The following is a 25,748-nucleotide window of genomic DNA, read 5'->3' as shown; positions in this document are numbered from 1 at the left end:
GGGTCACCTGAGCGTTGGAAGACTATAGTGGGGCGGCGCGATGGCGGAAAAGAGATCCTCCGTCGCTGCGGCGTGGAGACCGCCCGCAATGAAAAGCGCGTGCCACCCGGCCCCATGGGCGCCGGCGATGTCATGCTCGGGACTGTCCCCGACCATCAGGATCCGGGCCGGATCCGCGATGCCGAGGGCCGATTGCAGAGCGGCAAAGATCGGCAGGTGGGGCTTGCCATAGAAGGTCACGTCTCCACCCGCATCCTGATACTCATGGGCCAGCGCGCCGGGGGAGATCACGGTGACCCCGCCCGCGCGGGGCGAGGCGCGATCCGGGTTCGAGCAGATCAGCGGCAGACCCCGCGCCCGCGCCGCCTCAAGCATCGCCCGCGTCTCGCTGTGATCTGCCCCATCGGGCAGCCCCATGAGCAGCGCGCCATCCGCCTCTGCGAGATCCTGCGTGAACTGCACCGAAAGGCCCTCGGCCCAGGTCTGGGCATCCCCCTCAGCCGCTGTGATCGGCAGCAACGTGCGGAGATGCGCGAGCGCAGCGCCCTGCATGTCCCGCCAAAGCGCCTCGCCCGAGGTCATCACAACCTCGAACCCGTCCCCTTCAAACCCCATCCCGGCAATGCGCGCACGGTTGATCTCCGCCCGCTTGCCGGAGTTCGACAGCACTGCCATCCGCTGTCCGCGCGCGGCGAGCTCGGCCACCGTGGCCACCGCCTCCGGATAGGCCGTGCTGCCGTCATGCAGCACGCCCCATTGGTCAAAGACGATGGCGTCATAGCGCGCGGCCACGGACAGAAGGCTGTCGAGGGGGGGCATCTTACTTGGGGTCGGGCGTCGGCGGCACGAGGCTGGCGATATAGGCCTCGGCCTCTTCCTTGGTGAGGGCCGGGGCAGATTTGCCCGCGCTGCCCGGGGGCATGTCGCCAAAGTAGAACTGGTAGCCCGGGATCACCTGACGGCGCTTGCGCAGGGGCATGCCCTCATAGGGGAAGACATCCGAGCGGGCATTCGCGACCTTGTCATGGCAGGCGAGGATGTAATCCGCGCGCTTGTCGAGCTCCTCAACGGATTTCCAGCCCTCATAGCTGTTCACGAAGCGTGCGGGCACCCAATAGCGCCAGCCCTCATCGGGGTTCGGCTCCATGTTCCGCTCCTGAAAGATCGCGTCGCCCGCAATGACGATATCGCCCGCGCTGGTGGCGACGGTCACGGCCATATGGCCCACCGAATGCCCTGGCGTGTGGAACATGGTGATGCCCGGCAGGACCTCGCATTCGTCCTCAACGGCTTCGAAGACGCAGCCCGTATAGGCCGGATCGATGCCGAGATAGCCGCTCTCATAGGTGCGGTAGTAGAGGGGGAGGGGGTTGAACGCCATTTCGATCTCGGCCTTGGGCGCGATGTAGCGGGCGTTCTTGAATTCCTTCATGTTCTGCACGTGGTCCCAGTGCAGATGGGTGAAGACGATGGCGTCGATCTCATCCGGATGCACGCCCAGCTTCTGCTCGAGATGCTCATGAACCTGCAGGCAGCCGCGCTTGTCGCATTTATGGTGGTACTTGGTGGCGCGTTCCTCGTCGCACAGCCCCGTATCTATCAGGATCTTGTGCTCGCCGGTGTCCACATAATGGCAATAGACCGGGTTCCAGATCTTCTTCCCGGCCGGGCCTTTCCAGAAGATGTAGGTGCCGAGGTCAGCCTCGAGCCAGCCGGTATTGATTGGATAGATCTTGGTCTCTGCAACGCCCATCGGGTCCTCCACATACGGTTCACGATGTTTGTATACATAAAAACGCGCATGTCTACAGAGAGCGGCAATTTTTCCACCCGAGGGGGCAAATTACCCGTTCGCAGCGAGCACCTGCATGAAGCTTTCGGTCATGTGTTTGCGCATTCCGTCGACAGCGGTCTGCGAGTCCCCTGAGAAAATCTTCGCCAGCAGGTCCACATGGTTCTCCACCGATTTCAGCAGGTCTTCCTGAGACTGAAGCTTCTTGGCGCGGAAGGGACCCGTGCGCCGGCGGAAGTCCGAGGCGAGCTCGGAAATGAAGGGGTTCTCTGTGGCGCGATAGATCGCCAGATGCAGCGCTTCATTGGCCTTTATATAGCGAAGGCGGTCGTTTTGAGCGGCCGCCTGGGCGCATTCCGCTTGGGCCGCTTCGATCTCAGACCGGGCCAGAAGCGTCAGCCTCTGATTGGCAAGGCGGGCGCAGACACTCTCAATTTCCTGCATAGCTTCAAACATTTGCGCGAGTTTTTCACGCGAATACTCCGCCACGCGGACGCCACGTTTCTCGCCAGCGACCAGCACGCCTTGTGCGGTCAACCGGTTGAGCGCCTCGCGCACGGGCGTGCGGGAGACGCCGAAGCGTTCCGCCAGCTTGCTTTCATCCAGACGCTGCCCGGGCTCGAGCAGGCCCGCAGCAATGTCATCGAGAAGCTGGCTCTCGATTCGTTGGCTGGATGATTCGCGAGGGGATCCGGTGTTTCGGTCCATTTGCGCGCTCCTGGCTGGGCTGAACTCTGCCCGTCTCTAGCATGAAACTTTGCTGAAATCCATCGAGACGACGTTTTTGCATATTTTTTGTTGCGTTTGTATACAAAGTCATGTTCCTTGCTGTCACGGTAAGGGGAGAGAGCCGGATATGCCTGAGATACGCCTGCAAAGCCTGCGCAAGGATTACGGGTCGCTGACGGTGATTGAGGATTTGAACCTCACCATGAAGGATGGCGAGTTCACGGTGCTCGTGGGGCCGTCCGGGTGTGGCAAGTCCACGACCCTGCGGATGATCGCTGGGCTCGAGAGCGTCACCAGCGGACAGATCATGATCGGCGAGCGCGATGTCTCGCAGCTCGAACCGAAGGAGCGGGACCTGGCCATGGTGTTCCAGGATTACGCGCTCTACCCGCATATGGATGTGGCCAAGAACATGTCCTTTGCCCTGCGCCTCGCGCGGATGAACAAGTCCGAGATCGAAAAGCGCGTGAAGGAGGTCGCGGCGACGCTCGATCTGACCGCCTATCTCGATCGCAAACCGGCTGAGCTCTCCGGCGGGCAGCGTCAGAGGGTCGCCATGGGCCGCGCGCTTGTGCGGGATGCGAGCACATTCCTCTTTGATGAGCCGCTCTCGAACCTTGACGCCAAGCTGCGCGGGCAGATGCGGGCCGAGCTCGCGCTCATGTCCCAGCGCATCAAGAAGAACATGATTTACGTGACCCATGATCAGGTCGAGGCAATGACCCTCGGCGATCAGATCGTGGTCATGAAGTTTGGCGAGATCATGCAGGCGGGCTCCCCGGAAGAGCTCTATCGCAGCCCGGCCAACAAATTCGTTGCGGGCTTCATCGGCTCGCCGACCATGAATTTCCTCAATGCGGAACTGACCGAGAGCGATGGCGTGCTCAGCGCCGCCGGGCAGGGCTTCTCGATCCCGCTGCCGGAGGCGCGCAAGGCCAGCCTGCAGGGTCACAAGGACCGCGCGGTGCATCTGGGCATTCGCCCGTCGAGCTTTGCCGAAGGGGCAGGCGGCATGCAGATGCCGATCATTCTGTCGGAATATATCGGCGCGCAATCGGTCCTGATCTCCGAGCTCGGCAGCCAGCGCGTGGCCATCGAGGTCAACACGGTGGAGCCGATCCGCTCCGGCGAGACGCGAGAATTCACGGTTCAGGGAGAGGAAGTACATCTCTTTGATCCAAAGACGGAGGCGGCGCTCTAGCGCGGCCCGCAGGATGGCCGCGCAGGCGGTCGATCAACATCTGGGAGGATGACATGACACGACACACGTCCAAGGTCTGGTCCGCTGCGGCGGCGGTGGCCCTTACATTCAGCGGTGGCTTTGCTATGGCCGCGGGCCATTCGGACCCCTACGCACCCTACGCAGGCACCACGCTGGTGGTGAACTTCCCCGCCCACCCGCATTACAACGCGGTGATGGATGTGCTGCCCGAGTTCACCGAGCAGACCGGCATCGAGGTCGAGGTGGACCAGCTTCAATACCTCAAGATGCGCGAGCGCCAGACGCTCGAGCTGACTAAGGATGAGGGTGATTATGACCTGATCGCTTATGTGGTCTTCTCCAAGGCGGATTACGTTTTCGCCGATCAGCTGGAGAACCTCGCCAAGTATTTCATGAACCCCAAGCTGGCCGATCCGAACTATGATCAGGCCGATCTGATTGACGGCTATGTCGAAAATATCGGCGTGGCAGGCGGCCAGAAGGGCTATCTGCCGGGCAAGCTCGGTTCTGCCTTCGGGATCCCGTTTGGTTCCGAAACGTCGGTGCTCGCCTATCGCAAGGACATCTTCGAGAAGCACGGCATCGCCACGCCCGAGACCTATGACCAACTGCTCGACGCGGCTTGCAAAATCCCCGAGGTTGAGCCAGGCATGGGCGGCATGGCCTCCCGCGCCGCCTCCGGCCACCAGGCGAGCCATGCCTTCCTGCTGCACCTTGCACCGCTCGGCGGACGCGTCTTTGACGACAGCTGGAACCCGATCATCAACAACGAGGCCGGGGTGGCTGCGGCTAATGCGCTGAAGACCATCGTGGATTGCGGGCCCGAGGGCAGCACGACCTTTGGCCCCGCCGAAGCGGCGGCGGCGTTCAAGCAGGGTCAGGCGGCCATGTTCATGGACTCCATCGCCTTTGCCGCCGGGTTCGAGGATCCGAGCCAGTCCAAAGTGGCCGGCAAGGTGGGCTATGCCCTGCACCCCGAAGGTGTGCGTCGCGGCAGCCAGACCGGCGGTTTCGGCATCGCGATCCCCAAGAACGCCCAGAACAAGGAAGCGGCCTTCCTGCTGATGCAGTGGCTGACCTCCAAGGAAGGCGATCTGGCCGTGGCCATGGCGGGCGGGAACCCCTCGCGCTTCTCGACCTATCAGAACGCGGAGCTGAACGAGAAATACCCCTATTCCGCGACCTTCGGTGAAGCGCTGAAATACGCGGATCCGGACTGGCGCCCGATCATCCCGACCTGGGGCAAGATCAACGCCGATATCGGCACGACGCTCAGCCAGGTGCTGACCGAAGGGACCGATATCCAGGAAGCTCTGGATGGTGTCGCCGAGCGTGCCCGCGCGGTGATGGATGAGGCCGGCTACTACACCTGGCAGTAATCCTCCTCCCGCACCTGACCGGCCCCCGTGGTCGGTCAGGTGACCCTCTCTGAAAAGGCCCTCCGCCCATGTCCCTTGCGCGCGCGTCCCGTCTGACCCCGTATATGTTCCTCGCGCCCGCGGCTCTGGTACTGGCCGTCGCGCTGTTCTACCCGATCTGCTACATGATCTATGCCAGCTTTCTGGACTGGAACCCCAGCCAGAGGATCGGCGAGGCGGAGTTCGTGGGGATCCGGAACTACGTCAAGCTCTTTGGCGATCCGAACTTCCGCGAGAGCCTTTGGGTCACCCTGAAATTCGCAGGCATCGTCGTCACGCTCGAGATGATCATCGGGGTCGGGCTTGCCCTGCTTCTGGACCGGAACATCCGAGGTATGTCGGTGCTGCGCACGCTCTTCATCCTGCCGATGATGATTGCGCCGATCGTCGTGGGTTTGATGTGGCGCTACATGTACCACCCGACCGTGGGGATCTTTAACAAGACACTGACCGGGCTCGGGTTTGACAGCGTACCTTGGCTCTCGGACGGGTCCTGGGCCTTCGCCTCGGTGATCATCGCCGATATCTGGCAATGGACCCCGTTCATCTTCATCCTGTCGCTGGCGGCGCTGCAATCGCTCCCGTCCTCGGCAATCGAAGCAAGCAAGATCGACGGCGCCACCGGCTGGCAGCAGATCGTCTATATCAAGCTGCCGCTCATGCTGCCGGTGCTGATCGTTACGCTCCTGTTGCGGCTGATCGACAGCTTCAAGGTGCTGGAGGTGATCCTCGTGATGACCAATGGCGGCCCGGGCCTCTCGACGGAGATCCTCTCGCTCAGGATCAACCGAACGGCCTCTGAATTCCGAGAACTCGGGGAGGCTGCGGCCATGTCGAACCTGCTGCTCATCGTGCTGCTGATCCTGACCTTCGCCATGTTCATCTACAATAAAGCTCAAGACGCCCGCGCCGCCCGGCTGCGCGCGGTGGAGGAAGAGGCATGAGCACCCAGACTTACGACCGGCAGAACCCGGCTTTCTATGCGCTGCTCGTGGCGCTGGTGCTGATGGCGGTGGGGCCGATCTATCTGATGCTGGTCACCTCGCTGAAGCTGAACGTGGACATCATGTCCGACAGCTCGAGCCTGTTCTTCATGCCGACCTTGCGGAACTACGAGACCGCGCTCTGCGACTTCCTGTGGTACGAGCCCGAACACCTGCGCCGCTGCGATCCGACCTTTGGGCGGGCGCTGACGAACTCGCTGATCATCGGGCTGATCTCGACGGGCATCACGCTGGTGATCGGGACCATGGCGGCCTATGCGCTGGTGCGGTTCCGCTTCATGGGTCGGGACGTGGTGTCGATCTGGACGCTGATGATGCGGATGGTGCCGCCGGCGGTCCTGCTGGTGCCGGTTTTCGGCATCTGGACCTTTCAGTTCGGCATAGATGGCACGCGCGGCGGGATCATCCTTGTCTATGTGGCCCTGAACCTGCCCTTCGTGATCTGGATCCTGCAGAGCTTCATCGTGCAGGTTCCGATCCAGCTCGAAGAGGCCGCGCGGATGGATGGCGCGGGCCCGTTCCAGGTCTTCTTCCTCGTGGTATTGCCCCTGATCAAGCCGGGCATTGCAGCGGCCTCGATCTTTACCTTCCGGGTGGCGTGGAACGAGTTCCTGTTGGCCAATGCGCTCGCCGATCGCAGCAGCCGGACTGTGCCGGTGACCATCGTGAACTCGCTGACGGAATTCGATATCGACTGGGGCGTGATCATGGCCACGGGGATGCTGCTCGCGATCCCGCCAATCATCTTTACCTTTGTCGCCAGCCGTCAGATCATCACCGGCATGACTGCAGGAGCTGTCAAAGGCTGATGTCCGTCCTCTTACTGGCCACGTTCGACACCAAGCGGGAGGAGACCGAGTATTTCTCCCGCGCGATGGAGGCCGCCGGGCTGACCGTGCGCCGCTGCGATATCTCGCTGAACGCCGACGGGGCCCATTGGTCGCCCGAGGAGAAGCTTGCCGGGATGGATGCCGCCGCCGAACGCGCCATTGCCGAGATCGCCGCGGCCTCGGCCAAGGCGCCGCGCCTCGTGGTCGCCATTGGCGGCGGGACAGGGGGGCAGATCGCGCTGAAGGTGCTGCATTCCCTGCCTGCGATGATGCCCAAGCTGCTGGTCACGACGCTGCCCTTCGATCCGCGCTATGTGATTGCCGACAACGCGATCGTGCTGGTCCCGACCATTGCCGATCTTTGCGGGTTGAACGCCACGACCCGCGATGTGCTGGACCGGGCGGCGGCCATTGCGGCGGGCCTGCGCGGCGCGCTGCCAGCGGAGGGGGAGAAGAGCTTGACCCCCTCGATTGGCGTGACGTCGCTCGGGGTGACCGGGCCCGGCACCGACGCCCTGCGCCAGCGGCTGACCGAGGATGGGCATGAGGTCACGGTGTTTCATGCCAACGGGTTTGGCGGTGCCGCCTTCACGCGCTGGGCCGAGATCGGCGCGTTCAAGGGAGTGGTGGACTACACCCCTCACGAGCTGACCCGCTGCCATGTGGCCGGGATCCATGCGGAAATGCCGAACCGGTTTACGGGCATGGGGGATCTGCCCCGGGTCCTTTTGCCGGGGGCGGTAAACGTGATCGGGCTGGGTGAGGCGAGCCTGATGCCCGAGATCTATCGCGCCCGGCCCCATTACGCCCATTCGCCGCTTTTCACCCATGTGCAATGCTCCGAGGCTGAGATGACGCGCTGCGCCAACATCCTGGGGGAAGCGGTCGCCGCCGCGACAGCGCCCCAGCGGGTTCTGATCCCCATGGGGGGCTTTTCCTCCGAGGATCGCCCCGGCGGCGCGGTCGAGAGCCCCGCCTTGCGCCATCTTTTTGCCGACACGCTGGAGCAGCACGTGCCTGTCACCCGGCTCCCCGGCCATATCAATGATGCGGAGGTGGCCCATGCCGCCGCCGACGCCCTTGCCGAGATCATAAAGGAACCCTGAGATGATTGACCCCTCCGATGTCGAGGCCAAGAAAGACGCGCTGATCTGGTCGGCGCAGCGCTGTTTTGATCTGGGGCTGCAGACCAATGCGGGCGGGAACCTCTCCGTGCGGCTCTCTTCGGCCGATGCCATCGTGATCAAGCCCTCGGGCGTGGGCTTTGCGGAATGCTCGCGCGACAACCTGCAGGTGGTGCATCTGGATGGCACGATCGAGCCATCGTCGTTCAAGCCGTCGAAGGATCTGGATTTCCACCTCGATCTTTATCGCATCCGCCCTGACATCAACGCCATCGTCCATTGCCACAGCCCCTGGGCCACGGGCTATGCCAGCGCGGGGATCGAGATCCCCTGTCTGACCGTGCAAACCATCGAAAAGATCGGGCGCATGCCGCTCATCCCCCTGTCGGAAAATGGCGGCCCGCAGACCGAGGTCGAGATCAGCCCGGTCTTTGAGGACCCCTCCGTGCGGGCCGCGGTGCTGGCCAATCACGGCACGATCGGCGTGGGCAAGACCCTGACGGCGGCGCAATACCTCGCCGAGATCATCGAGGAGACCGCCCATATCGCCTTTGTCCGCGACACGCTCATGGCCGCCCATGGCAAGAGCGCCTCTGACCTGCCGAGCTATGGCACCGCCAAGGAGGCGAAGGCCGCCCGGAGCGCCTGATCCTCGGCGCCCCGATCTCCCGGTCGGATCACCGACGGTCGGGCTCTGTCAACGCGCTGTCACATCCCTTGCATAAGGTCCCGAAACTGAACGCTTGTTGAAATCCCGGAGCGCGGCTAGGCTCACCTGCAGGGAGAGTCCTTCGGGTGACGACAAACTTCAAAGACTGACCTAGTGTTGCGTATCGGATGCCTGGAAAAGGCACCGTATTAATTCAGGGAGCGCAATTTATGAAATCATACCTTCTCGTTATGGGCCTCGCGGCCTCCACCGCTTTGACGTCCACGGCGGTCTCCGCCGAGACGCTGCGCCTGCTGACCTGGGGCTCCTACGCCCCCGAGGCGCTCGTCGAGAAATTCGAGGCGCAATATCCGGATATCACCGTCGAGGTGACCTTCTCGAACAATGAAGAGATGATCGCCAAGCTGCGCGCCACCGGCGGGGCTGGCTTTGATCTGGCGCAGCCGAGCCATGACCGGATCTATGCGGCCCAGCTCGAATACGAGATCTACAAGCCGCTCGACCTGTCGCAGATCGACACGAGCGTGATGTCCTCGGTCCATCTGGATGCTGTGAAGGGCAACACCACCATCGACGGCGAGGTCTACGCCGTGCCGCACCAGTGGGGCACCTCCGGCCTGATGGCGGATATGTCCATGGCGCCGGATGTGTCGGGCTGGGACGACCTCTGCAACCCGGCCTATGCGGGCAAGACCTCCATGCGTCTGCGCCGCACGATCCTGCTGGGGACGGCCTTTGCCATGGGGGAAGACCCCTTCGCGATGTATGCCGATCTCGACGCCTATCAGGACCTGCTGGACCGGGTGGCGGACAAGCTGATCGAGTGCAAGGCGAACATCAAAGCCTATTGGCAGGGCGGCGACGACCTGTCGGCAATGATGCTGTCGGGCGAGATCGTGGCCTCCGAGACCTGGGACTCGACCGCGTATAAGCTGTTCAACCAGAACGAAAACATCGTCTTCATCCCGCCAGAGACCGGCGCGCTGACCTGGATCGATACCTTCGTGATCCCGGCCAAGGGCAAGGCGGACGACGCGGCTTACAAGTGGATCAACTTCGTGATGCAGCCCGAGAACATCTCGATCATGTCCGGCAGCACCGGCGCGATCGCGGCTGTGCCCGGCGGTGCGGATCTGCTGCCCGAGGACAAGAAGAAAGCTGTGAACGCGGCCTTCACCGAGGAAGACATCGCGAACCTCAAGTTCTTCGCCAACATCCCCCCCGGCGTGGAGGATATGGAAGGCAAGGCGCTGGAGAAGATCAAGGCGGCTACGGGCGGCTGATCCTTGCACTTTGACATCCGGGGCGTCGCGACAGCGCGGCGCCCCTTTCTCCGTTTGACATTGACTGATTACAAGTTCGGGACCACATGACAGCTGCCGACGCCCTTGACCTCGAATGCACGGGTCTCCACAAGGATTTCGGCGATTTTCGCGCCGTGGATAACGTCTCTTTCCAGATCCCGAGCGGAACCTTCTTCTCCATCCTTGGCCCGTCGGGCTGTGGCAAAACCACGCTGATGCGCATGATCGCCGGGTTCGAGACCCCGACCCGTGGCGATATCGCAATCAAGGGCAAATCCGTGCTCTCGGTCCCGCCGAACAAGCGCAATGTGAAGATGGTCTTCCAGCATCTGGCGCTCTTCCCGATGATGGATGTCTATGAAAACATTGCCTATGGGCTGCGCTGCGCTGGCGCCTCGAAGGAGGAGATCGCGCAGAAGGTCTCGGATGTGCTCGACCGCGTGGCCCTGCCGGATCTGGCCCGACGCGAGATCCATCAGCTCTCGGGCGGGCAGAAACAGCGGATCGCGATTGCCCGTTGCATGGCGCTGAACCCGGATGTGCTCTTGCTGGATGAACCGCTGGGCGCGCTGGATCTCAAGCTGCGCGAGGCGATGAAGATCGAGCTGAAGCTGCTCCAGCACCAGTTCGACACGACCTTTGTGTACATCACCCATGACCAGTCCGAAGCGCTGGTCATGTCCGACTATGTGGCCGTGATGAATGCAGGTCGGTTCGAGCAGGTGGGCCGCCCGGAGGAGCTCTATCATTCGCCGCGCACGGCCTTCGTGGCCGGGTTTGTCGGCGATTCCAACCGCTGGAAGGGGCGCGCGACGCAGGTCGGCGCCGATGGCATCAGGGTCGAGACCGAAGCGGGGCTGAACGTCGTCGCCACGGGTTATGGCGACCGCGCCGTGGCCGAGGGCGATACGGTCGAGGTGTTCGTGCGTCCCGAGTTCATCGCCGCCACCCCCGTAGATCAGGGGGCTGCGGGCGGCGAGAACAGCTATTCCGGCACCGTGGACAGTGTCCTTTTCAACGGCGCGAACAGCCGCGTGCTGGTGCGCAGCCCGGCAGGGCAGCTGATTGAGGCCGATGTGGTCGTGACCGGCGGGGGCAATGATTTGCGCGCAGGCGACGCGGTGGCACTCAACTGGGCGCAGGCGCAATCCATGTGCTTTGCGGTGTGAGCGGGCCATGAGTTCGGATGCCAAACGCCTCTCGCTGATCCTGCTCTTCGCGCCCTTCGCGCTCTGGATCCTGCTCCTGATCATCCTGCCCCATCTGGGCATGATCGCACTTTCCCTGCGCGAGAAGGTGGCGCCGCGGGTCTATGAGTTCGGGTTCGGCAACTATATCGATTTCATCAACGAGCCGATCTACTGGAACACGCTTCTCAGGACCGGCTCCATGTCGCTGCTGGTGACGGCGCTGGCCTTGGTCATCGGCTTTCCGATCGCCTATTACATCGCCAAGATCGCCGGGCGGAGGTCGCGCGGGGCGCTGTTTCTGATGTGTCTGATCCCGCTTTGGGTCAGTGACCTGATCCGGGCCTTTGGCTGGATTCTGCTCCTGCGTGAGACCGGCGTGGTCTCAAGCGTCCTCATCTGGTCTGGAATGACCAGCGAGGGGATCGAGTTCCTCTACAACGACGTCACGGTGGTTGTTGGCCTCGTCTATACGGTGATCCTCTTCATGATCGTGCCGCTGGTCTCGACCCTGGATGGGATGGGCGATGACATGATCGAGGCGGGGTATAACCTGGGCGGGAACACCCTGACCGTGCTGCGCCGGATCATCATCCCCTACGCCATGCCCGGCATCGTGGCGGGCTGCATCGTGGTCTTCATGCTGACGGCGGGCAGCTACCTGACGCCGATCCTACTGGGCGGCAAGAATTCAAGCTGGTTCACCGAGCAGATCTATGACCAGTTCATCACCCGGTTCAATTGGGAATCCGGCGCGGCCTTTGGCTTCCTGCTGCTGGCCTTCACCTCCTTCGTGGTCTGGCTTGGCCTGCGGCTGAGCGGGCAATCCCTGGCCAACACAGTCGCAAAGACCTGAGGGGGCGGAGATGGCAATGGCAAACAGCAACCCCGCGCTTCTCTTTGGCTACCGGCTCTATGTGGTGGCCTTCTTCATCTTTCTCGCGGCCCCGCTGATCGCGGCAGGGACCTTTGCGTTCAACGACTCGCTCTTCCCCGCGTTGCCGTGGCAGGGCTTCACGCTCGACTGGTTCTTCAACGATACCGAGCCGAAGCTGGGTATGTTCCATGACCGGAGGCTGTTGCGCGGGCTCTACTATTCCTTCGTGATCGCGCTGATGGTCTCGACCCTCTCGGTGGCGGTGGGCACGACCAATGCGTTCCTCTTCGTGCGGCGAGAGTTTCCGTACAAGAACTTCTTCTACATCCTGATGATCGTCCCGCTCGTCATTCCTGGCGTGATCCTCGGGATCTCGATCCTCGTGATGGCGAGCAATGTGGCGAACTCCGCCGATGACGTGCTGGGGCTGGAGCTGGAGTTCCTGCGCCCCGGGCTCTTCCTCGTGGTGCTGGGGCAGTTCTCCTTCATCACCACCATCTCGTCCCTGGTGATCGTGGCGCGGCTGCGCAAATTCGATGTCTCGCTTGAGGAGGCCGCTTTCAACCTCGGGGCCAGCCGGGCGCGGGTGCTCTGGACGATCACGCTGCCCTTCCTGCGGCCCGCGATGATCGCCTCGGGGATCGTAGCGTTTCTTGTGTCTTTCGAGAATTTTAACACCACGCTCTTCCTCGTCGGCTCCGAGAGCCCGCTGACCATCACCATGTATGACCGCATGGCCAAGGTCGGCTCGACCCCCGTGCTGAACGCGGTGTCCTTCTTCCTGATGGTGGGGTCCGGTCTCTTGGCGCTGATCTCGGTCGCCGTACAGCGGCCCGAGAAAAACTGAAGCCCATGGCTGCGGCGTCGGTCTTTGCCGAAGGGTATAAGTCCGCGCCCTATTGGTGGGAGGCCAGTCCACTTAGCACTGAGGCTGCGCCGGAACTGCCGGCGGAGGCTGACGTGGCGGTCATCGGCTCGGGCTATACGGGCCTGCATGCGGCGCTGCAGGCCGCGCGGGGAGGTCTCGCGACCGTGGTGCTGGAGGCCGAAGCCCCGGGCTGGGGCTGTAGCACGCGCAATGGTGGGCAGGTCTCGACCAGTGTGAAGCCGGGCTATGCGAGCCTCGCGCAACGCTACGGGGCCGAGATTGCCGAGGGGATCCTGCGTGATGGGCAGGCCTCGCTGGACTTCACCCGGGATTTCATTGCTGCCGAGGGGATCGACGCATCCTTTCGCGCGGTCGGGCGGTTCCACGGCGCGCATCTGGCCAAGAGCTACGACCAACTCGCCCGCGAGATCGCCGCTCCCAACCCGAGTCTCGAGACCGGCGCCTATATGGTGCCACGGGCTAAGATGGCGGCGGAGCTTGGGACCGGGGCTTACCATGGCGGCGTGGTGTTCCCGCGCCATGCCAGTCTCGATCCCGGCAAGTACCATGCGGGCTTGATGCGCCTGTGCCGGGAGGCCGGGGTGCAGATCATCCCCCAGTGCCGGGTGACGGAGCTGGAGCGTTTACGCCCCGGGTTTCGCCTGCGCACGGAGCGCGGAGCGCTGCGCGCGGGGCAGGTGGTGCTGGCCACGAATGGCTATAGCGGGCCGCTCTCGCCCTGGCACCAAAGGCGGGTGATCCCCATCGGGTCTTATGTGATCGCGACGGAAGCGCTCGATCCAGCGCTGATGGACCGGCTCTTTCCCACGGACCGGATCCTGTCGGACACGCGCAAGCTCGTTTACTACTACCGCCCGTCACCGGACCGGTCGCGGGTCCTTTTTGGCGGGCGGGTCTCGCTCAGCGAGGCGGACCCGGAGCGTACAGGTCCCATCCTGCTGCGCGAGCTCGTGAAGCTCTTCCCGGAGCTCGCAGGCACCCGCATCTGCCATTCCTGGAGCGGTACCGTCGCCTTCAGCTTCGACACTTTGGCGCATACAGGCACAGACGATGGCCTGCATTACGCCATGGGCTATTGCGGCTCGGGCGTGGGGATGGCGGGCTATCTCGGGCATCGGATCGGCAAGCGCCTCGCGGGGGAGGAGGACACCCTCCCTTGGACCGGGCGGGTGCCCGTGCCGACGCGGCCCTTCTACACAGGGAGCCCGTGGTTTCTCGCGCCTTCCGTGCTGGTCTACCGGATCCGGGATCGCTTCGGCTGGTAGCTAGTGGACCCGCATCCCCTGCCGGTCGAGCTCCCCACGCACCGCCGTCAGGTCCACATCCGAGAAATCCCGGTTGGAGCGGACGACCTGCGCCGCCGCCACCCCTGCGGCCTGTCCCACCACAGCGCAGCAAGACATGTTCCGGGTGGCCGCATGGGCAATCCGGTCCCCGCCAGTGGAACGTCCGGCCACAAGCAGCCCTTGGATTTTCTTCGGCAGGAGGGAGCGGTAGGGCAACTGCATATAGCGCCCCGTCGTGGGCAAGATCAGCAGGCCATAGCCGTCGATGAACTCCGGATAGATCCCGATACTGTCCTCGAACCGGCCCTGCTCGCGCACATCTGTTTCGGTCATATTATACACCGCATCGATCTTGCGGGTGTCGCGGATCCCCACGGTCATCCCGAAATTCCGCAGCCGCGCGCCTGCACAGCCGGGCATGTAGCGGCGGAGCGCATCGATGGCGAGCATGGCCTGACGGCGGCCCTCAATCTCGCCCTGGGTGAGGCTGTCCGGGTCGGTTCCATCTACCTCATCCATGTGGATCAGGTTCATATAGGTCAGCTCGCCCGTGTCATGCATCGCGCCCCAGGTCCCGGCGATCGTGTTGAGATGGGCGGGGATCAGCCCCTCTTCGATGGCGCGCTCGAAGGGTTTCTTGATGAAGGGTGAGAACATGTCGTCCTCCTTGCCCGAGGTCTCGATCGCCCATTCGCCACCGCCATCCCAATCCTTGTAGGTCTGGGGATCGTCGCGGATCCCGGCCATGAAGGCCGATTTGTCGACGCCCGCCAGATGGAACATCACCGAGGCCGCCATCATATCCTCGCGCGGGGTCTTGTAGGTCGGCGCGCCCGCGCGATGGGCGACATCCGCGTCACCCGTGGCGTCGATCACGACCTTGCCCAGGATCGCCTCGCGTCCGGCCTTGCTCTCGGTGATGATCCCGGTCACCCGGTCGCCATCCATCACCGGGGCGACGAATTGGCGGTGGAGCATGGGGTGGATCCCGGCCTCCTCCACCAGCCGGTCGGCGACGAGCTTGAAGCCCTCGCTGTCGAGCTCATAACTCAGGGATTGGCTTTCGGGCACGGCGGCGCCCATCTCCTTGGCGCGGTCTTCGAACTCGCGCCCGATGCCGCCGGCCTCGATGGTGGCCTCGTGGCGGTACCAGGCAAACCCCTCGACCCCGACAGCGGTGATATTGCCACCAAAACAGCCAAACCGCTCGACCAAGGCCACATCCACGCCCGCCCGTGCAGCGGCCAGCGCGGCGGCCAGTCCCGCCGGACCCGAGCCCACAACGATGACATCGGTTTCAAAGATGACATCCACATGCCGGGCGGGTTCTGTGATCGATTTCATCCAGCGGGCTCCTCGTTTGGATGGGGCGCGGGACCCGCGCTGCCGACCACGGTAGCGTCAGAATTTCGCGCGCGCCAGCGCCGCGATAGGCCTCGGAAAACCCGGGAAGCGCTGCCGATCTCGGTGGGGTGCGGCCCCGCCATCCCTCTGCGCAGGCCCCGTTCGATTATTGCGAAAATCCGAATTCTGAAGTCGGATCCAGCGCCTTTATCCTGCGAGACCTGGGTGTATCTACGGTGTCACGATACGGCCTGTGACAGGGGTCCGATGGTGGCCAAAGCGCCCGAGCATAGGCCCCCCACCCCCGAGCGCCCCGCAACCCCGAGGAAAAGCTGATGCTGACCATGCCTGATCCGACCCGCTTCGCCCCAATGAACAAGGGCTTTGCGCGCACGTTCCAACCTGGCCGCCTGAGCCTGGGCCTCGTCGTGCCGCTGGAGGCCTATCCCAATAGTGCTGTGCCGAGCATGACGGATCATCTGGCCCGCGTGCAGCTGGCTGAGCAGTTGGGCTTTTCGGCGGTCTGGCTGCGGGATGTGCCGTTCAATGTGCCGAGCTTCGGTGATGCCGGGCAGGTGTTCGACCCCTTCGTCTATCTCGGGCTGCTGGCCGGCGCCACGCAGGAGATTTCGCTCGGCGTGGCCAGCGTGATCTTGCCCCTGCGCCATCCGGCCCATGTGGCCAAGGCGGCGGCGAGTGCCGATGTCCTCTCGGAGGGGCGCTTGCTGCTGGGTGTGGCCTCCGGGGACCGGCCCGAGGAATACCCGGCCATGAACATGTCCTTTGAGGATCGCGCTGAGCGTTTCCGGGACAGTGTGGCCTATATCCGCGGGGTTGGCGCTCCGCGCAGTGAGGTCACGGCGGCGCAGGGGCGCGTGCAGAGCATGGATCTTTTGCCCAAGCCCACGGGGCCGCGTCTGCCGCTTCTGGTGACGGGCAGTAGCCGTCAGTCGCCCGCCTGGATCGCCGAGCATTCCGATGGCTGGATCACCTATCCCCGCTCGGTGCCGCAGCAACAGGCGGTGATCGACACCTACCGATCCGGGACGCGGGCGCTGGGCCTGCCGGACAAGCCGGTGATGCAGTCGCTCTATGTGGATCTGCGCCCCGAGGCCGACACGCCGCCGAGCCCGATCCATCTGGGCTTTCGCTCGGGCACCGATGCGCTGATCGCCTATCTGCGCGAGATCGAGGCCGTGGGCGTAAATCACGTGGCGCTCAACCTGCGCTTTTCTTCGCGGTCCACCGAGGACACGCTCCACCATCTGGCCGACGCGGTTCTGCCGGTCTTTGCGTCCTGAAAGGATGACACCATGACGAAAACGATCCTGATCACCGGGGCCACCGATGGCATTGGGCTTGAGACCGCCCGGCGGCTTGGCGCAGCGGGGCACCGGCTCTGCGTCCATGGGCGTGGTGCCGACAAGCTGGCCGTTGCGCTGGCGGAGCTGCCCGAGACGGCCGAAGGGTATCTCGCGGATCTGTCGGACTTCGCAGAGGTGCAGAAGCTGATCGCCGAGATCGGGCGCGCCCATGGCCAGCTTGATGCGCTCATCAACAATGCGGGCGTGTTCAAGACGCCGGATCTGATGGCTGCGAATGGCATTGAGCTGCGCTTCATGGTCAACACGCTCGCGCCCTATCTGCTGACACTTGGGCTGATGCCGCTCTTGGGCACGTCCGGGCGGGTGGTGAACCTGTCTTCGGCGGCTCAGGCGCCCGTGACCCTGTCTGCGATGACCGGCACGCCGCAACTGTCGCTGATGGAGGCCTATTCCCAAAGCAAGCTCGCCATCACCGTCTGGACCCAGGCCTTGGCGGCGCGGCATCCCGAAGGGCCACTCTTTGTGTCGGTGAACCCGGGGTCCCTGCTGGCCACCAAGATGGTGAAACAGGGCTTCGGCGTGGCCGGGAGCGATCTGGGCGTGGGGGCGCAAGTTCTCTGCGATGCGGCCCTCTCCGAGACGTTCGAAGGCCGCTCCGGCGCTTACTTCGACAATGATGCGGGCCGCTTCAACAGCCCGCACCCGGCGGCGGCGGATGCCGCGCAAACCGCCGCACTCATGGCGCAGCTCGATGCGATGGTCGCGCCCTATCTACCAGCGGCCTGATCCGAGGCTAGCTGCGCGGATCGCGCCAGAGGGATCGCAGCCACGTCCTCAGTCGTGGGCCCTTTGGCGTGGCCAACACCACCCTGTCCCGCGCGTCCTCTGCCGCGCGTGCCTCGGCCTCTGCCGCGAGCGTCGCAAAGACCTGCGCTTCGGTTCGGGCGTCCTGGGACGTCTCGTCTGACTGGATCTCTGAACGTGCCATGATCTCCCCCCCCCGGTTGCGAGTGCGAGCTTGACAGAGGAAAAGCTTCATTGAAAATTCAGGCTGCTAATCCCTAGCATTAAAGAAACTCATATGCTGACCCATCGGCAGATCCGCTATTTCCTCGCTGTCTCGGAGGCTGGGCAAGTCTCTGCCGCGGCGCGGGCGTTGAACGTCTCGCAATCGGCGGTGACCCTGTCGATCAAGGATATGGAGGCGCTGCTGGGCACGCCGCTCTTTGAACGGTTGCCGTCCGGGGTGCGCCTGACCCGTGCGGGCCAGCAGTTTCGTCATCATGCCCAGACCATTGCGGCCTCCTTTGAGGCGGCGATGAAAAGCGTTTCGGCCCGGGATGAAGGGCTGACCGGGACCGTGCGGCTGGGGATGAGTTGGACCCTGTCGAGCTATTTCGCCATGCCGGTGATCGAGCAGTTCAGCCGCGCGCACCCCCATGTGTCCCTGACCCTGACCGAAGATCTCCGCCCTGCGCTGGAGCAGGATTTGCTGGCGGATCGTGTGGATCTGGCCTTGATGCTGACCTCGAACCTGACCCCGGATCTGGGCCTCAAGAGCCGGACGTTTCGGCGCTCGCAACGGCGCCTCTGGGTCAGTTCCGACCATCCGCTGACCAAGCTGAAGCAGGTCTCTCTGGCGGATGTGGCGCGGTACCCTTATGCGATCCTCCGCTCGGATGAGGCCGAGAAACAGGGCCTTGCCCATTGGACCGAGGCCACCGGTCGCCCGGAGATCAAGCTCGCATCGGCCTCGATCGAGGCCGTGCGCAGCCTTGTCGCTTCGGGGCAGGCGGTCACCATCCTGAGCGATGTGGTCTACCGCCCGTGGACGCTGGAGGGGCGCCGGGTCGAAACGATTGATCTTGTCGAGGCGATCCCGACCATGGATGTCGGCATCGCCTGGAGCGGCGCGCGCAAGCTCTCACCCGCAGCCATGCGCTTGCGCGAGGCATTTGAAAAATCAATCCTTAATATCTAGACACTGAATTATCAATGCGTGAGCGCTTCTGGCAGACCGGGATCTACCCAGCCAGAGGTTCCACCCATGCCCCCCATTGCCCAGCCCGTCCGTCCCCCGAGCATGCTTGTGCAGGGGGTGCTCTGGATGATCGGATGTCTGGCCTCCTTCATCGGTATGGCGGTCGCGTCCCGCGAGCTGGCTGGCAGCCTCTCGGTGGTCCAGATCCTGTTCTTCCGCTCCTTGGTCGGGCTCGGGGTGCTGGTGCTTCTTGCGCCGCGCGTCTGGCCGGCCTGCCGCAAGGCGCAGCGGATCGGTTTGCACCTGACCCGCAACATCATCCATTTCGCGGCTCAGTATTGCTGGACCCTCGGCGTTGTGCTGTTGCCCCTGGCCGAGGTCTTTGCGCTGGAATTCACCATGCCCGTCTGGGTGGCGGTCTTCGCCTGGGCTCTGCTGGGCGAACGGATCCACCATGCGCGCCTGACCGCGGTGCTGGGCAGTTTCGCCGGGGTCCTCGTGATCCTGCGACCAGGTGTCGAGATCATTGATCCGGCCGCCTTTATTGTGCTCGCGGCGGCCATGGGCTACGGCCTGTCGATCGTGCTGGTCAAGCGGCTGACCGAGGACTGCGCGCCTCTGGTGATCGTCGCGTTCATGATCGTCATGCAGCTGCCCATGGGGTTTGCGCTGGCGCTGCTGGACTGGCGGGCGCCGACCCTGCCGGACCTGCCCTGGATCCTGCTGGCCGGGATCACGGGGCTCAGCGCCCACTACACCATGGCCCGGGCCTTGCGGCTTCTGGAGGCGTCGACGGTGGTGCCGATCGACTTCGCGCGCGTGCCGCTGATCGCGCTGGTCGGGTTCTGGGTCTATGGCGAGGCGCTGGATCCATGGCTCGGGGTCGGGGCGTTCATGATCTTTGCTGCGAACTACTATGCCTTGCGGCGCGAGGCGCGCGCGGCGCCCTAAGCCGGGGGCAGGCCGAACTCGGCCAGCACCCAATCCAGCGCGCGCCGCAAGCCGCGCTCCTCCCCATGGGCTCGCGCCCAACACAGGTGCAGGGTTTCCTCGGGCGGCGTCGGGTCGCGCCACAGGGCGATCAACTCGCCGCTTGCGAGCGCGGTTTCCACCAGATGACGCGGCGCGATGGCGACCCCGTGCCCATTGCGCGCAGCATCAAGGGCGAGCGCGGAGCGATCGAAATTCAGGTATCCGGGCGTCGCGGTGAGGCCTCGGGCCCTGATCAGGCGCGCCCAGCGTTCCTTGGAATCCTGCAGAAGCGGCAGGGTCAGGATCGCCTTCAGCTCCAGCGCACCGGACGGGCGTGGCAGATCCGGATGGCAGACCGCAAGCAGCTCGAAGCGCGCGAGCTCCCGTGTGTCCAGCGCAGGCGTCTGAGGCACCAGATCCCGCGGCAGCACGGCCAGCTCATGTCGCCCCAGCGGTTGGCTCAACACGGCTTCCTGCACATCGGTCGTCACCGACAGATCCGGATGCGCAGCCCGAAACCGCGCTAGACGCGGCATCAACCAGCGCGTGGCAAAGGACGGCCCGACCCGAAAGGTGATCGGGCGGTCCTGCTGCATCAGATGGCGCGTCGCCGTCTCGATCCGGGCCAGCGCCTCGGCGATCTCGGCGTGATAGGCTGCTCCGGAGGGGGTGAGGGTCACCCCCCGCGCAGCCCGCTCAAAGAGGCGCAGGCCCAGCACCTCCTCCAATGCCTTGATCCGCTGCGAGACGGCGCCCTGCGAGATATGCAACGCGTCCGCCGCCTGCTGAAAACTGCCAAGCCGCGCCGCCATGTCAAAGACGCGGAGCGCGTTGAGGTTGAGAGGGTTGGGCATCGGGATCAGCTCATAGATTTTCTAATGCGTCTCCCATGAGAACTGCTTTGTCAAACCCGGTTGGCCCTGCGATCACCGAGGGGAAAGGGGATGTCATGGCGATCACCACACGCGCGGCGGATGCGGCGGATTTCGAAGGGCTGGCGGACCTGTTGGCAGCCGAGGCGCAGTCGCGCGCGGCGCGCGCCCCTGGTCTGTGGCCCCTCGCGGCGGATCCGCGTGACGCGGTTCTGGCCGCGCTGCACCGGGCATATTCCGCCGCAGGGGCGCAGCCCCGCCAGTTCTGGCGTGCGGCGGAGGAGGATGGCCAAGTTCTGGGGGCGAGCCATGCCCTATTGCTGCCCGTGCCTCCGATCTATGCGGGCGCGTTCGGTCCGCCCGGGCTGATCTTGCAGGATTGCGCCCTGCACCCCGATGCGCCTACAGATACCGGTCGGATCCTGCTCGAAGCGGCGGAGGCGGAGCTTGTCGCCGCCGGGGCGCGGATCCTCCTGACGGCCAGCGGGGCGGGGGAGGCGTGGCAGGACCTCCATGCGGCGCAAGGCTATGCGCCGCTGACCCTGTATCTGGCGAAGCCGGATCTTGGAGCGGAGGCGGTGCGACCGCCTGTGCGTTCCGCCGCCGCCGGGGATATCGGCGCGATCGTTGCGCTCAGTGCCGAGCACCGCCGGATCCTCGCGCAGCTCCACGAGCCGTTCTGGCGGCCCCATCCGGAGGCGGATGCCCGGTTCGGTGCCTGGATGACGCGGAGCCTTGGTCTGGAGGATCGGGACATGTTCGTCGCGGGAGCCGCCGCCGTTGCGGGCTACGCCATTTCTCAGCCCATCACGGCGCTGCACATGCCCGCCGGTCACTCCGCCGCCGGGGTTGGGATTATCGATGATTTCTACCATACGGCCCTGGCCGATCCCGAGGCGCTTGGCCCCGGACGCGAGGAAGCGATCCGCTTGCTGCAGACCGCCGAGGCCGCGCGGCAGGCGCGGGGCGATGGGGCGGTTTTCGTCGTATGCCCGGCGGCATGGCATTCGAAAATCGACCTGCTGGAGCGGGCGGGCTATGGCACGGCTCTGATTTGGTCGATCAAAATCCTCCCCTAGCCGACAGCAAAACGCCGGACCCACGGGCCCGGCGCTCTGTCTTGGTATAACGCGTCGTCAGCTGACCCGTGACCCGGCCTTCGGGCGGAGCCCCGGGATCAGCATGGGCACGGATGCCTGATAGGCCTGGTACCGGGCGCCATAGGTGCGGACCAGGGCGCGCTCCTCGAAATAGAGGCCGACGAAGACATAGAGCGTCATCGACCCGGCAAAGAGCAGATGCCCCGCGGTCAGATGCGGTGTCGCAAAGAGCAGGATCACCACCCCCAACTGCATTGGATGGCGGACGAAGCGATAGAGCACCGGGGTTCGGAATTCCGGCGCGGGCATGGGCTGACCGCGCAGATGGGTCCAGATCTGGCGCAGGCCAAAAAGCTCGAAATGGTCGATCAGGAAGGTCGACCAGAGCACGATCCCGGCCCCGAGCGCAAAGAGCGCGTAGAAGGCAAAGCCCGCCGGGCCTTCCACCTGCCAAATCGTGCCGGTCATGGGCTGCCAGAGCCACATGGCGAGGGCAAGGCAGAGGCTCGATTGTACCACATAGGTGCTGCGCTCGGCGGCAACGGGCAGGAAGCGGGTCAGCCAGGCCTTGACCCAATCCCGGGCGAGCAGGCTGTGCAGCAGGCCGAAAAGCGCGATCACCGCGAGGTTGAGCCCCACGGCGAGGGCAGGGCTGGCCACCGGAACCAGGGCCGGATCGTTGATGCCCCTTGGCACGAAAAGGCCCTGCAGGAAGCCCGCCATATAGCTGAACACGGAAAGAAAGAGGAGGTAGGCGAGCACGCCATAGGCGAAAACAGAGATGCGTTTCATGGGATCAGGACCTTACAATTTGAGAGCGCGAGACAGGGCAGTGTCGAGGGGCAGGCGGATCTGGGATCTGCGTCGCCGACCAGTCCGGTTTGGTGCGCGCGGGGTGCTCCGACCGGGTTGGGTCGAAGATCGTCTCAGCCGAAGGGCCTTGAGGATGGGTATCATGGGGTCTCCAATTCTGTAAAGGCAGCCGGATCTGCATCGTTCTGGATGCGCCGGTTCCCGTGGTGGGGCGGTTATCGCCCGTGGCGGGCGCGTCTGCTTGAGGCCTGCTTGGGGATTGGCTGAGGATTTGCGTGCGAGACCCGGCGATTTGGGCGCCTGAGGGCGGTTTCCAGGGGGCGGAAACCATCAAATCCCCAACTTGTCCTCAAGGTTCGCAAGACAGGGCGCGCTAGGCAGGGGCAGCGCCAGCGCCTCGCTCTGGCCTGTCTTCCACGCGCTTCCCGGCGCCCCAGTCAGGTATTTCGCCCATGTCCATCTCTACCCAGACCCGCCTTGCCCGAACCGATGCCCGAACCGAAGACTGCGACGACAATCGTCCTGCGCCTTCTGTCGAAACCCCGACCCTCCCACCGGTCTTTGCCATTCACGGAACCGCCAGTTCCGGGCGCCAGTGGCAAAGCCTCGCCGCCCATCTCGGAGCCTCCCGGACCCTGATCGCACCGGATCTGCCGGGCTATGGCGCGACGCCCTCCCAGCTCGACCGGCTCTCCTATCTGGAGGCGATGCTCTGGCAGAGCCCGGGGCCCATGGATCTGGTCGCACACTCCTTTGGAGGCGCGGTCGCGCTCATGCTGGCCAACCGGAACCCGGACCGCGTGCGCAGCCTCACCCTCTTTGACCCGGTCATGCCGGTCCTGCCCGGGCGCGGCGCGGCCAGCGTTGCGCCGGACCTTCGCGTGCTCTGGACGCAGGTGCGCGGCCAGCCCGCCCCCGTCATGATGGCGCGCTTCCTCGATTTCTGGTGCGCCCCCGGCACGTGGATAGGATTGCCCCGCCATCGTCAGGATGCGCTGCTGACCCAAAGCGCTGCGCTGACCCGCGACTTCGAAGAGATCTGTGCCGGTTACTGGACGGTCGCGCATCCAGCCTATTTCGGCCCGGTCACGGTGCTGCGTGGCGGGCGGTCTCCGCAGGTCACAGTGGATGTCAGCGCCAAGATCCTCGCCGATTACCCCCAGGCCCGCTGCACCGTCCTGCCGGGATTGGGCCATATGGCGCCGCTGACCCATGCAGATCAGGTCAATCCGCATTTCGCGGCGGCTTTGGCCGAGGCCGCACCGCAGCGCGGGACCGCTTGCGGCCTGCTCTCGGCGGCCTGAGACCTGCCTATTCGAGCGGCGGGGCGCGCCTTTCGACGGGCGCGCCCGCACCCTTTCGGTTGATGTTCGGCGCAACTGCCCCATCCTTTGCAGCACCCCCATGTCAGGAGGTGCTGCCATGCTCCGAATTCTCGCGATACTGACCCTGCTCAGCCCCGGCGCCGCCGCGGCCCTCGATCTGCGGCACACGGGCACGTTCGAGATCAACCATCCCTCCAGCCTCGACTACGACCCGGCCTTTTGCGGGCTCTGGATCGCCAATGAAGGGCCGGAGGTGATCCTGGTTACGCTGGACGGGCTCGAGCTGCGGCGCTTCTCCTCGGATCTCTTCATGATCAAGGCCATCACGCTGGAGGGGGATGACCTGCTCGTGGCCGATGGCGCGGGTCAGTTTCAGCGGCTGACGAAGATGGGCGAGCCCCTCGGCGCGCCGTTTCGCAGCACTTTGGGCTGGGCCGATACCGAGGGGCTTGCGGTGGATGAGGCCGGCAACCTCGTCATGGTCGAGGATGATCCCGAATACCTGACCTGGCTGTCGCCCGAGGGCGAGGTGCTGCGCCGGATCGACACCATGACCCTCAACCCGCCCCTGAGCGAGGCCCAGGGCATCGCCCGGGATCCCCGCACCGGGCATCTGCTGATCGTGGATGATCGCGAAGGGACCAACAGCCTCTATGAGTTCGACACGGAGGGGCGGCTCCTGTCGACGGCGTCGCTGCTGCCTTACGGGATCGACCCGGAAGGGATCGCGATCCGCCCCGGCTCGAACCAACTTTTCGTGGCCTTCGATGTGGGCGCGCGCATCGCGAGCTTCGACTACACGCCGACCCTGCCCGAAGGCGCCAAGGCGCTGCCCACGGGCGGGGATTGCATGATGATGTGAGCGCGGGGCTCAGGCGATTTCGGCCACGTTCAGTTCGGCCCGGAGCTCAAAGCCGAGGCTCTCATAGAGCCGGATCGCCGTGGCGTTATCCGCATAGGTGTGCAGGAAGGGCGTTTTGCCCTCGGCCCGGATCCTTCCGATCATCGCGCCGAGCAGCCGCGTGGCGTGGCCCTTGCCGCGATGGTCCGGGTGGACGCAGACACCGCTGATCTCGCGGTAGCCGCCAAAGCCCATGCGCTGCCCGGCCATGGCGACCAGCGCGCCCTCCGCGTGCAGCCCGACAAATGTCCCGAGGCGATGGGTCCGCAGCTCGAACGGGCCGGGCTTGGTGAGCTGCGCGAGGCGCAGCATCTCGGGCGCATCCTCGGGGCCGAGCTCGCGGAACTCGGTCGGGTCCGATTGGGCGGCCTCCGTGGCGACCATCTGCACGGCCTTGACGAGACCGAGGAGTGCCAGCCCCTCGGGCACCCGGATCTCGGGGACTTGCGCCATGAGGACAGGGGCCGCACGGGCCGTCACCAGGGCGGCCAGATCCGCCAGATCCTCAGGCCTGTCGCTGGCCGGGGCCGCGAAAGGGCCAATATCGGGGCGCAGGGCGGCGGCGGCCCCCCGGGAGACCGCATGGGGTCGCCAATCGGCGTCAAAGGATGCGCGTACAGGGGTATCAAGCAGGTCGGTCATAAGGGTCGCGTCGAGCATGGGTGTCTCCAAACAGGGCAAGGCGGCAGAGGATCCGCCGCGTGATGACCCCGGCGTAGCAAGGCACCAGCCTCCGTGCTTGAGGAGAGCATAGGGATTTCATGAGGGTCCTCCTGTCGCGCC

General features: G+C 64.6%; 26 protein-coding genes. 18 read left to right on the top strand and 8 right to left on the bottom strand.

Features of this window, described 5'->3' with window-relative positions; genetic code table 11:
- Nucleotides 1–3 precede the first annotated feature (3 nt).
- From ACP153_RS04360 to ACP153_RS04350, 3 genes are all read right to left on the bottom strand, one after another.
- Nucleotides 4–819 carry a TIGR01459 family HAD-type hydrolase gene (locus tag ACP153_RS04360; protein ID WP_424969742.1) on the bottom strand — a complete coding sequence of 272 codons (816 nt, stop codon included), beginning with the start codon at nt 817–819 and terminating at the stop codon, nt 4–6.
- A 1-nt stretch (nt 820) separates the two neighbouring features.
- Nucleotides 821–1,753, bottom strand: a complete 933-nt coding sequence (locus tag ACP153_RS04355) for an N-acyl homoserine lactonase family protein (protein WP_424969741.1) — start codon at nt 1,751–1,753, stop codon at nt 821–823.
- A gap of 90 nt (nt 1,754–1,843) precedes the next feature.
- Nucleotides 1,844–2,500, bottom strand: coding sequence for a GntR family transcriptional regulator (locus ACP153_RS04350; RefSeq protein ID WP_424969740.1), 657 nt, complete (start codon nt 2,498–2,500; stop codon nt 1,844–1,846).
- A gap of 148 nt (nt 2,501–2,648) precedes the next feature.
- Between ACP153_RS04350 and ACP153_RS04345 the strand changes: the two genes are divergently transcribed.
- The 11 genes from ACP153_RS04345 (at nt 2,649) to ACP153_RS04295 (ending at nt 14,311) form a co-directional block, all read left to right on the top strand.
- A complete protein-coding gene (locus ACP153_RS04345; protein WP_424969739.1) occupies nt 2,649–3,722 on the top strand; it encodes an ABC transporter ATP-binding protein in 1,074 nt (357 codons plus the stop codon).
- Nucleotides 3,723–3,775: 53 nt separating this feature from the next.
- On the top strand, nt 3,776–5,122 hold the full coding sequence (locus ACP153_RS04340; protein WP_424969738.1) for an extracellular solute-binding protein: 1,347 nt from the start codon (nt 3,776–3,778) through the stop codon (nt 5,120–5,122).
- 104 nt (nt 5,123–5,226) lie between these two features.
- Nucleotides 5,227–6,105, top strand: coding sequence for a carbohydrate ABC transporter permease (locus ACP153_RS04335; protein ID WP_424969737.1), 879 nt, complete (start codon nt 5,227–5,229; stop codon nt 6,103–6,105).
- Nucleotides 6,102–6,974 carry a carbohydrate ABC transporter permease gene (locus ACP153_RS04330; RefSeq protein WP_424969736.1) on the top strand — a complete coding sequence of 291 codons (873 nt, stop codon included), beginning with the start codon at nt 6,102–6,104 and terminating at the stop codon, nt 6,972–6,974. The genes ACP153_RS04335 and ACP153_RS04330 overlap by 4 nt, the downstream gene beginning before the upstream one ends.
- Entirely contained in the window at nt 6,974–8,101 is a 1,128-nt protein-coding gene (locus ACP153_RS04325; protein ID WP_424969735.1) for a Tm-1-like ATP-binding domain-containing protein, read from the top strand. The genes ACP153_RS04330 and ACP153_RS04325 overlap by 1 nt, the downstream gene beginning before the upstream one ends.
- A 1-nt stretch (nt 8,102) precedes the next feature.
- Nucleotides 8,103–8,768 (top strand): class II aldolase/adducin family protein, encoded by a 666-nt coding sequence (locus ACP153_RS04320; RefSeq protein ID WP_424969734.1) that lies wholly within the window; start codon nt 8,103–8,105, stop codon nt 8,766–8,768.
- A 230-nt stretch (nt 8,769–8,998) separates the two neighbouring features.
- Entirely contained in the window at nt 8,999–10,072 is a 1,074-nt protein-coding gene (locus ACP153_RS04315; RefSeq protein WP_424969733.1) for an extracellular solute-binding protein, read from the top strand.
- A gap of 86 nt (nt 10,073–10,158) precedes the next feature.
- Nucleotides 10,159–11,262 carry an ABC transporter ATP-binding protein gene (locus ACP153_RS04310; RefSeq protein WP_424969732.1) on the top strand — a complete coding sequence of 368 codons (1,104 nt, stop codon included), beginning with the start codon at nt 10,159–10,161 and terminating at the stop codon, nt 11,260–11,262.
- 7 nt (nt 11,263–11,269) lie between these two features.
- Nucleotides 11,270–12,136: an ABC transporter permease gene (locus ACP153_RS04305; RefSeq protein WP_424969731.1), complete on the top strand. Its 867-nt coding sequence runs from the start codon at nt 11,270–11,272 to the stop codon at nt 12,134–12,136.
- Between the two features lie 16 nt (nt 12,137–12,152).
- Nucleotides 12,153–13,004, top strand: a complete 852-nt coding sequence (locus ACP153_RS04300; protein WP_424969730.1) for an ABC transporter permease — start codon at nt 12,153–12,155, stop codon at nt 13,002–13,004.
- 5 nt (nt 13,005–13,009) lie between these two features.
- A complete protein-coding gene (locus ACP153_RS04295; protein WP_424969729.1) occupies nt 13,010–14,311 on the top strand; it encodes an NAD(P)/FAD-dependent oxidoreductase in 1,302 nt (433 codons plus the stop codon).
- On the opposite strand, the gene ACP153_RS04290 is transcribed toward ACP153_RS04295, so the two are convergent.
- Nucleotides 14,312–15,676 carry an FAD-dependent oxidoreductase gene (locus tag ACP153_RS04290; protein WP_424969728.1) on the bottom strand — a complete coding sequence of 455 codons (1,365 nt, stop codon included), beginning with the start codon at nt 15,674–15,676 and terminating at the stop codon, nt 14,312–14,314.
- Nucleotides 15,677–16,011: 335 nt separating this feature from the next.
- Here ACP153_RS04290 and ACP153_RS04285 point away from each other — a divergent pair, with 335 nt between their 5' ends.
- Nucleotides 16,012–16,977 carry a TIGR03571 family LLM class oxidoreductase gene (locus ACP153_RS04285; protein WP_424969727.1) on the top strand — a complete coding sequence of 322 codons (966 nt, stop codon included), beginning with the start codon at nt 16,012–16,014 and terminating at the stop codon, nt 16,975–16,977.
- Nucleotides 16,978–16,989: 12 nt separating this feature from the next.
- Complete coding sequence (locus ACP153_RS04280; RefSeq protein WP_424969726.1) at nt 16,990–17,787, top strand: SDR family NAD(P)-dependent oxidoreductase; 798 nt, start codon at nt 16,990–16,992, stop codon at nt 17,785–17,787.
- A gap of 7 nt (nt 17,788–17,794) precedes the next feature.
- Here ACP153_RS04280 and ACP153_RS04275 read toward each other — a convergent pair whose 3' ends face one another.
- Nucleotides 17,795–17,989, bottom strand: coding sequence for a hypothetical protein (locus tag ACP153_RS04275; RefSeq protein WP_424969725.1), 195 nt, complete (start codon nt 17,987–17,989; stop codon nt 17,795–17,797).
- Between the two features lie 93 nt (nt 17,990–18,082).
- On the opposite strand from ACP153_RS04275, the gene ACP153_RS04270 reads away from it, so the two are divergent.
- Entirely contained in the window at nt 18,083–18,982 is a 900-nt protein-coding gene (locus ACP153_RS04270; RefSeq protein ID WP_424969724.1) for a LysR family transcriptional regulator, read from the top strand.
- 66 nt (nt 18,983–19,048) lie between these two features.
- Nucleotides 19,049–19,933 carry a DMT family transporter gene (locus ACP153_RS04265; RefSeq protein ID WP_424969723.1) on the top strand — a complete coding sequence of 295 codons (885 nt, stop codon included), beginning with the start codon at nt 19,049–19,051 and terminating at the stop codon, nt 19,931–19,933.
- Here the strand turns inward: ACP153_RS04265 and ACP153_RS04260 are convergent.
- Nucleotides 19,930–20,808, bottom strand: a complete 879-nt coding sequence (locus ACP153_RS04260) for a LysR substrate-binding domain-containing protein (RefSeq protein ID WP_424969722.1) — start codon at nt 20,806–20,808, stop codon at nt 19,930–19,932. The two genes, ACP153_RS04265 and ACP153_RS04260, sit on opposite strands and share 4 nt — an antisense overlap.
- Before the next feature lie 35 nt (nt 20,809–20,843).
- Between ACP153_RS04260 and ACP153_RS04255 the strand changes: the two genes are divergently transcribed.
- Nucleotides 20,844–21,905, top strand: coding sequence for a hypothetical protein (locus ACP153_RS04255; RefSeq protein WP_424969721.1), 1,062 nt, complete (start codon nt 20,844–20,846; stop codon nt 21,903–21,905).
- Nucleotides 21,906–21,962: 57 nt separating this feature from the next.
- Here the strand turns inward: ACP153_RS04255 and ACP153_RS04250 are convergent, their stop codons facing one another.
- Nucleotides 21,963–22,718 (bottom strand): methyltransferase family protein, encoded by a 756-nt coding sequence (locus ACP153_RS04250; RefSeq protein ID WP_424969720.1) that lies wholly within the window; start codon nt 22,716–22,718, stop codon nt 21,963–21,965.
- A 473-nt stretch (nt 22,719–23,191) separates the two neighbouring features.
- Between ACP153_RS04250 and ACP153_RS04245 the strand changes: the two genes are divergently transcribed.
- Both ACP153_RS04245 and ACP153_RS04240 read left to right on the top strand, forming a co-directional pair.
- Nucleotides 23,192–24,043 carry an alpha/beta fold hydrolase gene (locus tag ACP153_RS04245; RefSeq protein ID WP_424969719.1) on the top strand — a complete coding sequence of 284 codons (852 nt, stop codon included), beginning with the start codon at nt 23,192–23,194 and terminating at the stop codon, nt 24,041–24,043.
- A gap of 118 nt (nt 24,044–24,161) precedes the next feature.
- Nucleotides 24,162–24,926, top strand: coding sequence for a hypothetical protein (locus ACP153_RS04240; protein ID WP_424969718.1), 765 nt, complete (start codon nt 24,162–24,164; stop codon nt 24,924–24,926).
- 9 nt (nt 24,927–24,935) lie between these two features.
- Here the strand turns inward: ACP153_RS04240 and ACP153_RS04235 are convergent, their stop codons facing one another.
- On the bottom strand, nt 24,936–25,625 hold the full coding sequence (locus tag ACP153_RS04235; protein ID WP_424969717.1) for a GNAT family N-acetyltransferase: 690 nt from the start codon (nt 25,623–25,625) through the stop codon (nt 24,936–24,938).
- Between the last annotated feature and the right edge of the window lie 123 nt (nt 25,626–25,748).

Origin of the sequence: Dinoroseobacter sp. S76, assembly GCF_049801095.1 — a bacterium.
GTDB lineage: Bacteria > Pseudomonadota > Alphaproteobacteria > Rhodobacterales > Rhodobacteraceae > Dinoroseobacter.
Note: the sequence above shows the minus strand (reverse complement) of the source record. Positions and strands in the feature narration are given on the sequence as shown.

Excerpts from the sequence above, each read along its gene's own strand:
- ACP153_RS04360 (WP_424969742.1), bottom strand. The coding sequence starts at position 819 with ATGCCCCCCCTCGACAGCCTTCTGTCCGTGGCCGCGCGCTATGACGCC.
- ACP153_RS04355 (WP_424969741.1), bottom strand. The coding sequence starts at position 1,753 with ATGGGCGTTGCAGAGACCAAGATCTATCCAATCAATACCGGCTGGCTC.
- ACP153_RS04350 (WP_424969740.1), bottom strand. The coding sequence starts at position 2,500 with ATGGACCGAAACACCGGATCCCCTCGCGAATCATCCAGCCAACGAATC.
- ACP153_RS04345 (WP_424969739.1), top strand. The coding sequence starts at position 2,649 with ATGCCTGAGATACGCCTGCAAAGCCTGCGCAAGGATTACGGGTCGCTG.
- ACP153_RS04340 (WP_424969738.1), top strand. The coding sequence starts at position 3,776 with ATGACACGACACACGTCCAAGGTCTGGTCCGCTGCGGCGGCGGTGGCC.
- ACP153_RS04335 (WP_424969737.1), top strand. The coding sequence starts at position 5,227 with ATGTTCCTCGCGCCCGCGGCTCTGGTACTGGCCGTCGCGCTGTTCTAC.
- ACP153_RS04330 (WP_424969736.1), top strand. The coding sequence starts at position 6,102 with ATGAGCACCCAGACTTACGACCGGCAGAACCCGGCTTTCTATGCGCTG.
- ACP153_RS04325 (WP_424969735.1), top strand. The coding sequence starts at position 6,974 with ATGTCCGTCCTCTTACTGGCCACGTTCGACACCAAGCGGGAGGAGACC.
- ACP153_RS04320 (WP_424969734.1), top strand. The coding sequence starts at position 8,103 with ATGATTGACCCCTCCGATGTCGAGGCCAAGAAAGACGCGCTGATCTGG.
- ACP153_RS04315 (WP_424969733.1), top strand. The coding sequence starts at position 8,999 with ATGAAATCATACCTTCTCGTTATGGGCCTCGCGGCCTCCACCGCTTTG.
- ACP153_RS04310 (WP_424969732.1), top strand. The coding sequence starts at position 10,159 with ATGACAGCTGCCGACGCCCTTGACCTCGAATGCACGGGTCTCCACAAG.
- ACP153_RS04305 (WP_424969731.1), top strand. The coding sequence starts at position 11,270 with ATGAGTTCGGATGCCAAACGCCTCTCGCTGATCCTGCTCTTCGCGCCC.
- ACP153_RS04300 (WP_424969730.1), top strand. The coding sequence starts at position 12,153 with ATGGCAAACAGCAACCCCGCGCTTCTCTTTGGCTACCGGCTCTATGTG.
- ACP153_RS04295 (WP_424969729.1), top strand. The coding sequence starts at position 13,010 with ATGGCTGCGGCGTCGGTCTTTGCCGAAGGGTATAAGTCCGCGCCCTAT.
- ACP153_RS04290 (WP_424969728.1), bottom strand. The coding sequence starts at position 15,676 with ATGAAATCGATCACAGAACCCGCCCGGCATGTGGATGTCATCTTTGAA.
- ACP153_RS04285 (WP_424969727.1), top strand. The coding sequence starts at position 16,012 with ATGCTGACCATGCCTGATCCGACCCGCTTCGCCCCAATGAACAAGGGC.
- ACP153_RS04280 (WP_424969726.1), top strand. The coding sequence starts at position 16,990 with ATGACGAAAACGATCCTGATCACCGGGGCCACCGATGGCATTGGGCTT.
- ACP153_RS04275 (WP_424969725.1), bottom strand. The coding sequence starts at position 17,989 with ATGGCACGTTCAGAGATCCAGTCAGACGAGACGTCCCAGGACGCCCGA.
- ACP153_RS04270 (WP_424969724.1), top strand. The coding sequence starts at position 18,083 with ATGCTGACCCATCGGCAGATCCGCTATTTCCTCGCTGTCTCGGAGGCT.
- ACP153_RS04265 (WP_424969723.1), top strand. The coding sequence starts at position 19,049 with ATGCCCCCCATTGCCCAGCCCGTCCGTCCCCCGAGCATGCTTGTGCAG.
- ACP153_RS04260 (WP_424969722.1), bottom strand. The coding sequence starts at position 20,808 with ATGCCCAACCCTCTCAACCTCAACGCGCTCCGCGTCTTTGACATGGCG.
- ACP153_RS04255 (WP_424969721.1), top strand. The coding sequence starts at position 20,844 with ATGAGAACTGCTTTGTCAAACCCGGTTGGCCCTGCGATCACCGAGGGG.
- ACP153_RS04250 (WP_424969720.1), bottom strand. The coding sequence starts at position 22,718 with ATGAAACGCATCTCTGTTTTCGCCTATGGCGTGCTCGCCTACCTCCTC.
- ACP153_RS04245 (WP_424969719.1), top strand. The coding sequence starts at position 23,192 with ATGTCCATCTCTACCCAGACCCGCCTTGCCCGAACCGATGCCCGAACC.
- ACP153_RS04240 (WP_424969718.1), top strand. The coding sequence starts at position 24,162 with ATGCTCCGAATTCTCGCGATACTGACCCTGCTCAGCCCCGGCGCCGCC.
- ACP153_RS04235 (WP_424969717.1), bottom strand. The coding sequence starts at position 25,625 with ATGCTCGACGCGACCCTTATGACCGACCTGCTTGATACCCCTGTACGC.